This is a genomic window from Mesorhizobium sp. M0598 (assembly GCF_040320865.1).
Classification (GTDB): domain Bacteria; phylum Pseudomonadota; class Alphaproteobacteria; order Rhizobiales; family Rhizobiaceae; genus Mesorhizobium.
On the sequence record NZ_JAMYQL010000034.1, the window covers coordinates 30,176 to 43,153 of the forward strand.

Annotated in this window: 7 protein-coding genes; all 7 read left to right on the plus strand. The window is 63.9% G+C overall.

From position 1 onward, the window contains the following. Positions 1-271: 271 nt before the first annotated feature. The 7 genes from NKI59_RS28675 to NKI59_RS28705 all read left to right on the plus strand — a co-directional run bounded on the left by NKI59_RS28675 (position 272) and on the right by NKI59_RS28705 (position 12,964). On the plus strand, positions 272-5,752 hold the full coding sequence (locus NKI59_RS28675) for an alpha-2-macroglobulin family protein (protein WP_352708085.1): 5,481 nt from the start codon (positions 272-274) through the stop codon (positions 5,750-5,752). A 214-nt stretch (positions 5,753-5,966) separates the two neighbouring features. Continuing rightward, positions 5,967-8,057: a penicillin-binding protein 1C gene (gene pbpC / locus NKI59_RS28680; protein WP_352708086.1), complete on the plus strand. Its 2,091-nt coding sequence runs from the start codon at positions 5,967-5,969 to the stop codon at positions 8,055-8,057. Between the two features lie 54 nt (positions 8,058-8,111). Beyond that, entirely contained in the window at positions 8,112-8,798 is a 687-nt protein-coding gene (locus NKI59_RS28685) for a M15 family metallopeptidase (protein ID WP_352708087.1), read from the plus strand. A 218-nt stretch (positions 8,799-9,016) separates the two neighbouring features. Continuing rightward, positions 9,017-10,045, plus strand: coding sequence for a sulfate ABC transporter substrate-binding protein (locus NKI59_RS28690; RefSeq protein ID WP_023675840.1), 1,029 nt, complete (start codon positions 9,017-9,019; stop codon positions 10,043-10,045). Positions 10,046-10,063: 18 nt separating this feature from the next. Next, complete coding sequence (cysT, locus tag NKI59_RS28695) at positions 10,064-10,915, plus strand: sulfate ABC transporter permease subunit CysT (RefSeq protein WP_352453212.1); 852 nt, start codon at positions 10,064-10,066, stop codon at positions 10,913-10,915. Continuing rightward, positions 10,908-11,792 (plus strand): sulfate ABC transporter permease subunit CysW, encoded by an 885-nt coding sequence (gene cysW / locus NKI59_RS28700; RefSeq protein ID WP_352621239.1) that lies wholly within the window; start codon positions 10,908-10,910, stop codon positions 11,790-11,792. Before cysT ends, cysW begins: the two co-directional genes overlap by 8 nt. Before the next feature lie 131 nt (positions 11,793-11,923). Further along, positions 11,924-12,964 (plus strand): sulfate/molybdate ABC transporter ATP-binding protein, encoded by a 1,041-nt coding sequence (locus NKI59_RS28705; RefSeq protein WP_352708089.1) that lies wholly within the window; start codon positions 11,924-11,926, stop codon positions 12,962-12,964. Positions 12,965-12,978: the final 14 nt, after the last annotated feature.

The window sequence follows — 12,978 nt, forward strand, 5'->3', positions numbered from 1 at the left end:
CGCTCCTAGCCTAGCTCGCAAACCTAAAATTGGAATGAAGTTCTGAAGCACTCGTAAAGGGGCCACAATCCAATTGCTGAAATAGACAGGGCTTGGAACTCACACCTTCTGCGTCGCCGCAAGAAAGCGTGATCCCCTGTCCTATGGAGCTACTACCGGTCACCGGCCGGAAAGCAAACCGTTGGCAGGCGGATCCTGCCGCGTCCCGATGTTGACAAGCGCGACTGAAGCTTGAAGATTTCTGGACGTAAGCACTTGTCTGGAGGGGTTTATGGCAATGCGCGCGGCTCGTGGTCTATCGATTCTTTTCCTTCTCTTTTTTGCCTGGAGCGGTGTCGCGCAAGCGGCCGAAGCCCGGCGGGTGGTGACATCGGACAATTCCGACTATTTCGGTTTCGATCTCAGATCCGACCAGAATGTCAGCCTCGACCAGTGCAAGACCACCTGCCTCGGCGACCCGGCCTGCCGCGCCTTCACCTACAACCTCAAGGCCAAATGGTGCTTCCTTAAATCCGATTACAATTCGTTGAAACCCTTCGGCGGCGCCGTCGCCGGCAAGATCGTCAACATCGATGGCGATCCCGACATCGGCGCGCCACCCGAACTCGCCTTCTTCCCCAACTGGATGGCCGACCAGGCCCAGCAATACCGCAACAAGCTCACTGGCCCGACCTACACCAAGCCGACAGAAGGGCTGACGGCGCTGAGGGCCGCCGCCGAACAGTCGGCGCTGACGGGCGATCATCGCTCGGCCATGCACAAATACGAAGCGGCGGTTTCGGTGTTGCCTTATGATGGCCAGCTCTGGCTCGAGCTGGCGCGCGAAACGCTTGCCGTCCATCCGACCGCCAACAGCTCGGAGCCGTCGACCCTACCGGCGAACGCCACTTCCGCCGCCTTCAACGCCTACAAATTGCTGCGCACAACCAAGACGCGCGCCGACGTGCTGGCGCTGCTCGGGGACGGCCTTGATCGCCGCGATCTCTACAGGCCGGCCCTGCAGGCCTACGAGGCGAGCCTCGCTCTCGTCAATTCGCCGGCAGTCAGGGCCGCCTATCAGGATCTCAAGGCCCGCAAGGGCTTCCGCGTCATCGATCATACCGTCGATGCCGACACCAGCGCGCCACGCATCTGCGCGCAGTTCTCCGAGGAACTGGTCAAGACCGGCGTCGACTACTCGCAGTTCGTTACTGTCGACAACGCCGCTCCCAAGGGCGTCGAAGCCAAGGACAAGCAGATCTGCGTCGAAGGACTCGAGCACGGCCAACATTACGACGTGACCTTCCGCGCCGGCTTGCCGGCCGCCATTGGCGAAGTCACCGCGGCACCGGTGGTTCTGTCGATCTACGTGCAGGACCGCGCGCCTTCGGCCCGCTTCACCGGCGACAGCTTCGTGCTGCCCGCAGGCGCACGCCGCGGCATACCGGTCGTCACCGTCAACATGAATGCCGCCGAAATGAAGCTCTTCCGCATCGGCGACCGCTCGCTGGCCCAGCTTCTGTCGGGATATCAGTTCCTGCGCCAGCTTGACGGCTACGACATTTCGAACATCTCCGAACAGATGGGCGAGCCGGTCTGGCAAGGCCAGCTCGACATCGCCAACGACCTCAACAAGGAAGTCACCACCTCCTTCCCAATCGACGAGGCTTTGCCGAAGCGCAAGCCCGGCGTCTATGTGCTGACCGCACAAGCCGTCAACGATCGCAGCGACGACTATGATTCGCACGCCACGCAATGGTTCGTCGTCTCCGATATCGGCCTGTCGACCTATACCGGACAGGATGGGCTGAACGTCTTTGCCCGTTCGCTCGCAACCGCCAAGCCGATCGCCGGCGCCGAGCTGACGCTGCTGGCCAGGAACAATGAAATCCTCGGCACCGCGACCACCGACGCGGAAGGGCGGGCGGTGTTCAATCCCGGCCTGACGCGCGGCGACAGCGGCATGGCCCCGGCCGTGCTGATGGCCAAACAGGGCGACGACGATTTCGTCTTCCTCGATATGGGCCGCGCCGGCTTCGACCTGTCCGACCGTGGCGTCGCCGGACGGCCGGCACCTGGCGCGCTCGACGTCTATGCCTGGACCGAGCGCGGCATCTACCGCGCCGGCGAAGATGTCCATGTCGCGGCCCTTGCCCGCGACAGTGCCGCCAAGGCGGTCGAGAACCTGCCGCTGACCTTCATCTTCTCGCGGCCCGACGGCGTCGAGGACCGCCGCATCGTCAGCGATGGCGCATCGGCCGGTGGTCACGCGGTCGACCTGCCGCTGGAACCCAACGCCATGCGCGGCACCTGGACGGTGGCGATCCATACCGATCCCAAGCAGGCGGCGGTCGCCAGCCAGATGTTCCTGGTCGAGGACTTCGTACCGGACCGCATCGAGTTCGACCTGTCCTCCGACAAGCAGGAGATCGCGCAGGGCGAGACCGCCAACATTACCGTCGACGGCCGCTTTCTCTACGGCGCGCCGGCCGCGGGCCTCGCGCTCGAAGGCGAATTGACGCTGTCGACCGCCCGCGACTGGGACCGCTTCAAAGGCTATTCCTTCGGTCTGGCCGACGAACAGTCGGCGGAACCGACGGTGACGCCCTTCACCGGCCTGCCGGTGGTCAGCGAGGACGGCAAGGCGACCTTCCCGGTCTCCGTCGATCAATTGCCATCCACCACCAAGCTGGTCGATGCAAAGGTCACTGTCAGGATGCGTGAAACCGGCGGCCGTGCCGTCGAGCGCTCGCTGAATATCGGCATCCGCCCGCAGGGCCACATGATCGGCATCCGCCCGGATTTCGACGACGACGAGGTGCCGCAAGGCGGCACGGCCAAGTTCAGCCTGATCGCTGTCGACCCAGACGGCAAGCGTGAGGCGCTGAAGGGCGCGCAGTGGTCGCTGGTCAAGGTCGAGCGTAGCTACCAGTGGTACCGCTCGAGCAACTCCTGGAACTATGAGCCGGTCACCTTCACCAAGGCGGCGGCCAACGGCCAGGTCGACCTGAGCGCCGATGGCGAGGCGACGGTGTCGCTGCCGGTCGACTGGGGCCGCTACCGGCTCGAGATCGAGACAGCGGATCCGGAAGGCCCGGCCACCAGCTACGAGTTCGACGCCGGCTGGTATGTCAGTTCCACCACCACCGAAACGCCCGACGGCCTCGAGATCGCCCTCGACAAGGATACCTATGCGGCGGGTGAAGTGGCCAAGCTCAAAGTGTCGCCGCACTTTGCCGGCGAGCTGCTCGTCACCATCGGCGCCGACAAGCTCCTGAAGACCGTCACCGCCAGCGTGCCGGCCGGCGGCAGCACCGTCGACATCCCGGTCGGCGACGACTGGGGTGCCGGCGCCTACGTCACGGCAACGCTGTTCAGGCCGGGCGATGCGCAAGAGACACGTATGCCGGCGCGCGCCATCGGCGTCAAATGGCTGAAGCTCGATCCCGGCTCACGGAGGCTTGCCGTCAGCTTGGCGCCGCCGGACAAGACCATGCCGCGCCAGCAGCTGTCGATCCCGGTGGCCGTAGCCGGCGTGCAGCCCGGCACCAACGCCTATGTCATGGTCGCGGCCGTCGACGTCGGCATCCTCAACCTGACCAACTACAAGGTTCCGGATCCGGAGAACTGGTTCTTTGGCCAGCGCATGCTCGGTCTCGAGGTTCGCGACATCTATGGCCGGCTGATCGACGGCTCGCTGGGCACAACCGGTAAGCTGCGCACCGGCGGCGACGGCGCCAACATGCAATCGCAAGGCAGTCCGCCGACCGAAAAGCTGGTCGCCTTCTTCTCCGGCCCGGTCCAGCTCGACTCCGACGGCAAGGCGCGGATCGACTTCGACATTCCGCAGTTTAACGGCACCGTGCGCGTCATGGCCGTCGCCTGGACAAAGGAAGCAGTCGGCCATGCCCAGTCCGACGTCATCGTTCGCGATCCGGTGGTGATCACCGCCGGCCTGCCGCGATTCCTGGCGCCCGGCGATTCCGCCGTCATGCGGCTCGACGTCGCCGACACCGACGGCCCCGCTGGCGACTACAAGCTGACCATCGACACGACGGGCGACCTGTCTACCGGCAGTGCCGCCTTGCCTGAAAAGCTGACGCTGGCCAAAGGCAAGCGGCAGACGCTGACCGTGCCGTTGATTGCGCAGACCGCGGGCAACGCCTCGATCACCATCAAGCTTGCGCATGCCGACGGCACCGCCGTCGAGCAGACGCTCTATGTGCCGGTGCGCCCGGCGCAACTGCCGGTGACCACCCGCATGGTCGTCGACCTCAAGGGCAATGGCGGCGCGCTGCGCGTCGACAAGGAACTGCTGGCGGCAAGCCTGCTTGATGGCGCTTCGGTCAGCGTCGGCGTTTCGCAGGCGGCTGCCTTCGACGTACCGTCGCTGCTGATGACGCTCGACCGCTATCCCTATGGTTGTGCCGAGCAGACCACCAGCCGCGCCATGCCGCTTCTCTACGTCAACGAGATGGCTTCCGGCATAGGCATGGCCAGCGACCCCGATCTGCATGGCCGCGTCCAGGACGCCATCTACAAGGTGCTGAGCTATCAGGCCTCGGCCGGCAGCTTCGGCCTGTGGGGTCCGGGTTCCGGCGATCTGTGGCTCGACGCCTATGTCACCGATTTCCTCACCCGGGCGCGCGAGCAGAAATACGACGTACCGGCCCTGGCGATGAACCAGGCGCTGAGCAATCTGCAGAACGCGATCGGCTACGATCAGGACGTCCAGGATCGCGGCAGCGAGATCGCCTATGCGCTCTATGTGCTTGCCCGCAACAAGAAGGCCTCGGTCGGCGATCTGCGTTATTATGCCGACACCCAGCTCGAAGCCTTTACCAGCCCGATGGCCGTCGCCCAATTGGCGGCGTCTCTCGCGCTCTACGGTGACACCCAGCGCTCGGAGGCAACCTTCCAGGCCGCGCTGCAACTGGCCAAGTCGACGCCCGAATATGACTATTACCGGTCCGACTATGGCTCGCCACTGCGCGACGGCGCGGCGATCCTGGCGCTTGCCGCGGAAAGCAAGCCGGTGCCGACCATCGTGCCGGCGCTGATCCAACTAGTGACCAGGGAACGCGCCGACGCCAGGTGGACCAGCACACAGGACGAGTCCTGGATGCTGCTGGCGGCCCGCGCGCTGAAGGCCGGCAATGATTCGATCGCGCTGACCGTCAACGGCGCACCGCATGCCGGCGGCTATTCGGACCAGATCGCCGATGGCGACCTGGCCGACAGTCCGCTGACCATCGTCAACACCGGCAGAAATCCGCTGCAGGCGGTCGTCACCACCGTGGCCTCGCCGATCCAGCCTCTGCCGGCCGGCGGCAACGGCTTTACCATCAGCCGTACCTACTACAAGCTAGACGGCACAGAGGCCAACGTGACGGAGGTCAAGCAGAACGAACGCTATGTCGTCGTGCTCAAGGTTTACGAGCAGAACACCTGGCCTTCGCGACTGCTGATCACCGACCTGTTGCCGGCCGGCTTCGAGATCGACAATCCGGGCCTGGTCTCCAGCGCCCAATTGACGAACTTCTCCTGGCTGGCGCAGACCGATGCCGCCCATCTCGAATTCCGCGACGACCGTTTCGTCGCGGCGTTCAATCCCAACGACGGCGACGGCGACCGTAACATCACACTCGCCTACGTCGTGCGCGCGGTGACGCCGGGCACCTACGCCCACCCGGCGGCAACGATCGAGGACATGTACCGGCCGCAATATTCGGCCCGCACCGCCACCGGCATGATGGAGGTCAAGGCGCCGTAAGGCAAAAAATGGCGGATAGGAATATGGCGATGGCGCTGCCCCTCATTGCCCTGCCGGGCATTTCTCCCCGTCTAGAGACGGGGAGAAAGAGCCATGCGCCGAAGTTTTCGCCGACCTTTAACGTCGCAGAAAAGGCGCCAAGGGTCGCGACAGCCCCCTTCTCCCCGTCACTAAGCGGGGAGAAGGTGCCGGCAGGCGGATGAGGGGCGGCGCCATGCTCTCCAGAAAATTCCTGCGCCGAACGGCCATCACGGGCATTTCCTTGGCCGGTCTCGCTGCAATCACCGCCGCCGCCCTCTGGCAGCTCGACCGCGCTTTTCCGCCGCCGCTGCCGGCTGCTTTGACGGTCTCAACCGAGGTGCAGGACCGAGACGGCCAGCTGCTGCGCGCCTTCGCTACGCCGGATGGCTACTGGCGGCTCGCTACCAGCCTGGACCAGGTCGACAAGCAGTTCGTCGACATGCTGGTCACCTATGAGGACAAGCGTTTCTGGGATCATCAAGGCGTCGACGTGCTGGCACTGGCGCGTGCCGCCGGCCAGTTCGCGACCAGCGGCCATATCGTCTCCGGTGGTTCGACGCTGCCGATGCAACTCGCCCGGCTGATCGAACCGCGCGACAGCCGCAGCCTCGGCTCGAAGATCAAGCAGATGCTGCGCGCCCTCCAGATCGAACGGCGGCTTTCCAAGCGCGAGATCCTCGAACGCTATCTGACGCTGGCGCCCTATGGCGGCAATCTCGAAGGTGTGCGCGCCGCTTCGCTTGCCTATTTCGGCAAGGAGCCGAAACGGCTGACGGTCTCGGAGGCGGCCCTGCTCGTCGCTTTGCCGCAATTGCCGGAAAAGCGGCGCCCTGACCGCAACCTCGACGTCGCCCATGCCGCCCGCGACCGCGTGCTGACCCGCATGGTCTCGGCAGGCCTGCTCGGCGAACGTGAGGCCGCGCGTGCCGCGCTCGACGATGTGTCGGGGCTGCGGCGGACCTTGCCGGCGCTCGCTGCCCATGCGGCCTATACAATGCTGTCCAAGGCTGTTCCCGCCCAGAAGCTGCAACTGACGATCCGCAAGAGTGTCCAGGAAGGGCTGGAGCAGGTGGCCAAGGATGCGGCCGCCAGGCTCGGCCCTCGCCTCTCGGTGGCCATGGTACTGGCCGATGCCCGTACCGGCGATATTCTTGGCGAGGTCGGCTCCGCCGATTTCTTCGATGCCAGCCGTTCGGGCTGGATCGACATGACCAAGGTCGTTCGCTCGCCTGGCTCGACGCTGAAGCCGTTCATCTACGGCCTCGCCTTCGAACAAGGCCTGGTGGCGCAGGAGATGCTGATCGAGGACAGCCCAGCCGATTTCTCCGGGTATCGGCCGAAGAACTTCGACATGGGCTATCAGGGCGATGTCAGCATCAGGCAGGCGCTGCAATTGTCGCTCAACGTGCCGGCGATCCGCGTGCTCGACGCGGTCGGCCCGGCCCGGCTGATGGCACGCTTTCGCCAGGCCGATGTGACCCCTATCCTGCCCGTCAACGAAGCGCCCGGCCTGGCGATCGGCCTCGGCGGCGTCGGGGTGACCCTGCGCGACCTGGTCCAACTCTATGCCGGCTTTGCCAATGGCGGCAAGGCACACACGCTGCATGACGGCACCGAGCCGGCGAATGCCGAACGCTCGACCACCACCATCCTCGACGGGCAGGCGACCTGGCAGATCACCGACATCCTGTCAGGCGTCAAGCCTCCCCAGGGTGCCGCCCAACGCGGCATCGCCTACAAGACCGGCACCTCCTACGGCTATCGCGACGCCTGGTCGGTCGGCTTCGACGGCCGCTACGTGCTCGGCGTCTGGGTCGGCCGCCCCGACGCCGGCGCGGTGCCCGGCCTGTCCGGCTATGTCTCGGCTGCGCCCATCCTGTTCGAAGGTTTTGTCCGTTCCAGCCTGGCCGCCGTACCGCTGCCGAGCCAGCCGTCCGGCGTCCGGCGTCCGAAGCGCGAGGAGCTGCCGGTGACGCTGACGCGCTTCGGCGCCGGCGCCGATGGGCTGGTACAGGCGACGCCGACCGAACCTGCGCCAACCATCATCTTTCCGCCCGACGGCGCTCGCGTCGATCTCGGCACTTCCTCGGCCGACGCCTCGCCGCTGGTGCTCAAGCTGCAAGGCGGCCGCGCACCATTCCGCTGGCTGGCCAACGGCAAGCCGCTGGTCGGCATCGACCGGCGGCGCACCGCGACCTGGCAGCCGGACGGCGCCGGCTATTCGACCCTAACCGTGATCGACGCGGCGGGACGCGCGGCCAGTGTGAAGGTTTTCGTCGAGTGAAAGTTTCCCTTGAGTAATTTCCGGCAGGTGATTCAGGGGATTGGATTTTACGTCTTGCTTTCGGCCGCCGGTATTTCCTCGGCGTCTGCTGACGCGCTGCCCGCCGGCTTTGTTCGGCTAGCCGACATCGATCCCAATATCCGGCAGGATATCCGCTATGCCGGCCTCGAAAATTTCCTACATCGCAAGGTAAGCGGCTACGATGCGCCGGTATGCGTCCTCACCAGGCAAGCGGCGCAAGCGCTTTCGGCAGTGCAGAAAGCGATTGCCGCCGAAGGACTGACGCTGGTCGTGTTCGACTGCTATCGCCCTGCGCGGGCTGTCTCCGACATGGGTGACTGGACAAAAACGAGTGGACCACCGGACCCGCAATGGTACCCAAAGGTCAAGCGCAAGGATCTCATCGCCAAGGGCTATATCGGCGAACTGTCCACCCATTCGCGCGGATCGACGGTCGATGTCGCGATCGCGCGAGCCGACCGCAAGAGCGCTCCGAAACCGGCCTGCGGCGCGACCGATGCCGACACGCTCGATTTCGGCACGGGTTTCGACTGTTTCGATCCAGCGAGCGAAACGGCTCACCGACCGATAGCCAGTGAAGCGGCGGCAAACCGCAAAAAACTTGTCGAGGCTATGCGCGCGGGCGGCTTCAGGAATTATGCACGCGAATGGTGGCACTTCACGCTGGAAAACGAGCCGTTTCCAAGAGAGCGCTTCAACTTTCCCGTTACCGACGAATAGCCGGCCGAAACCTTCGGGCGCGACGCAGCCATTGCCGAAGAGCTAGCCGTCTCTAGATAATCGCGTCGGGAGCGCGATCATAGTCCATGCGGGAAAATAGTTTCTCGCATCGCCGAAACTAGGCGAAAAATTGCTTCAATAGGCCAAAAAAGGCAACATTGAATGCATCTAAATTCTATCAATTCGGTAGATTTGGCGCGAGTTCAACGGAGGCGGAAATGACCAAACCTCATTTCAGGAAACTGCTCGGCGCACTGGTCGCCACGTCTGTCCAGTTCGGCACGCTCGGTTTCGCGTTTGCCGACACCACCATTCTCAACGTGTCCTATGATCCGACGCGTGAGCTCTACAAGCAATTCGACGAGGCCTTCACCGCCCACTGGAAGGCCGAGACAGGCGAGACGGTCACCGTCCAGCAATCGCATGGCGGGTCGGGCGCGCAGGCTCGCGCCGTGATCGACGGCCTCGACGCCGACGTGGTGACGCTGGCGCTCGAAGGCGATATCAACGCCATTGTCTCGAAAGCGAAGAGGATCAATCCCGACTGGCGGACGAAATTCGAAAACAATTCGGCGCCCTACACCTCGACCATCATCTTTCTCGTCCGCAAGGGAAACCCCAAGGGCATCCATGACTGGGGCGATCTGGTCAAGGACGACGTCCAGGTGATCACGCCGAATCCCAAGACCTCCGGTGGTGCGCGCTGGAACTATCTCGCCGCCTGGGCCTATGCCAGCGCCAAGGATGGCGGCGACGAGGCCAAAACCAAGGAATTCGTCGGCAATCTCTATGCGCATGTCCCGGTTCTCGACACCGGTGCGCGCGGCGCAACCGTGACCTTCGCGCAAAAAGGGCTGGGCGACGTGCTGCTCGCCTGGGAAAACGAGGCCTATCTGGCGCTCGACGAGTTCGGCGCCGACAATTTCGATATCGTCTACCCGCCGACCTCGATCCTGGCCGAGCCGCCGGTCGCCGTGGTCGACGCTAATGTCGACGCCAAAGGCACGCGGAAAGTTGCCGAAGCTTATCTGAGCTATCTCTATTCCAAGGAAGGCCAGACGCTCATCGCCAAAAACCATTATCGCCCTTCGAAGCCCGAGTTGGTGCCGGCGGAGGACTTGGCCAAGCTGCCTGAGATCAAGCTGATCACCATCGACGACCCGCTTTTTGGCGGCTGGAAGAAGGCACAGCCTTATCATTTCGGCGATGGTGGTATATTCGACCAGATCTACAAGCCGGCCCAGTAGCATTTAGATCAGGACGACATGACCACAGCACCCGCCAAGGCGAGGTGGCGATTCAGGCAGCCGAGCGTCATTCCGGGTTTCGGATTGACGCTCGGCTTCTCGCTTGCCTACCTCACTCTCATCATCCTCATCCCCCTGTCCGGGCTGATCTGGCGCTCGGCGGCGCTCGGCTGGACCGACTTCTGGGCGATCGTCACCGACCGCCGCACCATCAACGCGCTTGAAATCAGCTTCGGCACCGCCTTCATTGCCGCCGCCGTCAACGTCGTCTTCGGCACGATCGTCGCGTGGGTGCTGGTGCGCTACAGCTTTCCAGGCCGCCGCATCGCCGATGCCATGGTCGACCTGCCCTTCGCGCTGCCGACGGCGGTTGCCGGCATCGCGCTGACCACGCTTTACGCACCGAATGGCTGGATCGGAAGCCTGCTGACGCCGCTCGGCATTAAGGTCGCGTATACGCCGCTCGGCATCGTCATCGCGCTGGTCTTCATCGGTCTGCCCTTCGTCGTGCGCACCGTGCAGCCGATCATGGAGGAGATCGACAAGGAGGTAGAAGAAGTGGCCGCCACGCTCGGCGCCAATCGCTTCCAGATCATCAGCCGCGTTCTACTACCCGGACTGGCGCCTGCCATCGTCACCGGTTTCGCGCTGGCCTTCGCGCGCGGCGTCGGCGAGTACGGTTCCGTCATCTTTATCGCCGGCAACCTGCCGTTCAAATCCGAGATCGCGCCGCTTCTGATCGTCATCCGGCTGGAGGAATATAATTACGCCGCGGCGACCGCGATAGCGGCGATCATGCTGGCGCTGTCCTTCGTCATGCTGCTGGTCATCAACCTGGTGCAGACCTGGAGCCGCAAGCGCTATGGCTGACCCGGAGATCAAATCCTACGCACCGCACCATGAAAGCCAGTCGCCGGCGGTGACCGAGAGCCGCACGGCGAGAACCGTGCTGATGATCGTGACCTTTGCCTTCCTCGGCATTTTCCTGCTCCTGCCGCTGATCATTGTCTTCAAGGAAGCTTTCGCCAAAGGTATCGAGGCCTACACACAGGCGCTGAGCGAACCGGACACGCGCTCGGCGATCCGCCTGACGCTTCTGGTCGCGGCGATCTCGGTGCCGCTCAACATCGTCTTCGGTATTTCCGCCGCCTGGGCGATCGCCAAGTTCGAGTTCAAGGGCAAGGCGTTCCTGACCACACTGATCGACCTGCCGTTTTCGGTCTCCCCGGTCATTTCCGGCCTGGTCTATGTACTTCTGTTCGGCGCGCAAGGCCTGCTCGGCGCCTGGCTCAAGGCGCATGGCATCGTCATCCTGTTTGCCGTGCCGGGCATCGTGCTGGCCACCGTCTTCGTCACCTTCCCCTTCGTCGCCCGCGAATTGATCCCGCTGATGCAGGAACAGGGCAATGGCGACGAGGAGGCTGCCCTGTCGCTCGGGGCCAACGGCTGGCAGGCGTTCTGGTACGTGACGTTGCCCAACGTCAAATGGGGATTGCTCTACGGCGTGTTGCTGTGCAATGCCCGTGCCATGGGCGAGTTCGGCGCGGTCTCGGTCGTGTCGGGCCACATACGCGGGCTAACCAACACCATGCCGCTGCATGTTGAAATCCTTTATAACGAGTACAATGCCGCCGCCGCCTTTGCCGTCGCTTCGCTGCTTGCCGGCCTGGCGCTCGTCACGCTGGTCTTGAAAACACTTCTCGAGATGCGCTACGGCGCCGAGATCGCCGCGACGCGCGGACACTGACAAATGCATGTCGCCCAAAAGTGTGTAGCGGTTTTTGGACAACGACATGCATAAAACAAAGATTTGATGTCGCCCAAAAGTGGGAACCGGTTTTGGGATAACGGCATGCATCAACTACAAAAGGGATTTGCATGGAAGTTCGCGTTGCCAACGTGCGCAAGGAGTTTGAGCGGTTTCCGGCCCTCCGCGACGTTTCGCTCGACATCAAGTCGGGAGAACTGATCGCCCTGCTGGGACCTTCCGGTTCCGGCAAGACGACGCTGCTCAGGCTGATTGCCGGCTTGGAGCGGCCGACCCGCGGAAAGATCTTCTTCGGCGAAGAGGATGCCTCCCAAAAGTCGATTCAGGAGCGCAATGTCGGCTTCGTCTTCCAGCACTACGCGCTGTTTCGCCATATGACGGTCGCCGACAATATCGGCTTCGGACTCAAGGTCCGGCACGGGCCGTCACGCCCGTCGGCGAAGGAAATCCGCCGCCGCGCCTCGGAACTCCTCAACCTCGTTCAGCTTTCCGGTCTGGAAAAACGCTATCCGGCACAGCTTTCGGGCGGCCAGCGCCAGCGCGTGGCGCTGGCCCGCGCCATGGCGATCGAACCGGCCGTGCTTTTGCTCGACGAGCCGTTCGGCGCGCTCGATGCGCAGGTGCGCCGCGAACTGCGCCGCTGGCTGCGCGACATCCACGACGCCACCGGCCATACCACGGTCTTCGTCACCCATGATCAGGAAGAGGCGCTGGAGCTTGCCGACCGCGTCGTGGTGATGAGCCAGGGCCGCATCGAGCAGGTCGGCACCGCCGACGAAATCTACGACACTCCGAACTCGCCCTTCGTCTACGGCTTCATCGGCGAATCGAGTTCGATTCCGGTCAAGGTCGAGGACGGCCAGGTCTGGATCGCCGACGGGCCGATCGGGCTTTCCGCGCCGCACGCACCGCAAGGCGAAGCGACGCTGTTCTTTCGCCCGCACGACGTCGATCTGGTGGAAGAATGCAACGGCTGCATCGCCGGCACGGTCGCCACCAGCCGCCGCGTCGCCGGCACCAGGCGGGTCGAGCTCGAAATCGGCGGCGAACGTCAGCGGGTCGAGATCGAATTGCCCGTCGATCATCCGGCGGCGCAGAAAAGTCGCGTGGCTTTCAGGCCGCGGCGCTGGAAGCTTTTTCCGGCTGCTTGATCCTCTATCAGGCG

What these genes read in the sequence shown, in the direction of transcription:
- cysT (WP_352453212.1), top strand. Translation starts at nt 10,064, where the DNA reads ATGACCACAGCACCCGCCAAGGCGAGGTGGCGATTCAGGCAGCCGAGC.
- pbpC (WP_352708086.1), top strand. Translation starts at nt 5,967, where the DNA reads ATGCTCTCCAGAAAATTCCTGCGCCGAACGGCCATCACGGGCATTTCC.
- NKI59_RS28690 (WP_023675840.1), top strand. Translation starts at nt 9,017, where the DNA reads ATGACCAAACCTCATTTCAGGAAACTGCTCGGCGCACTGGTCGCCACG.
- cysW (WP_352621239.1), top strand. Translation starts at nt 10,908, where the DNA reads ATGGCTGACCCGGAGATCAAATCCTACGCACCGCACCATGAAAGCCAG.
- NKI59_RS28705 (WP_352708089.1), top strand. Translation starts at nt 11,924, where the DNA reads ATGGAAGTTCGCGTTGCCAACGTGCGCAAGGAGTTTGAGCGGTTTCCG.
- NKI59_RS28675 (WP_352708085.1), top strand. Translation starts at nt 272, where the DNA reads ATGGCAATGCGCGCGGCTCGTGGTCTATCGATTCTTTTCCTTCTCTTT.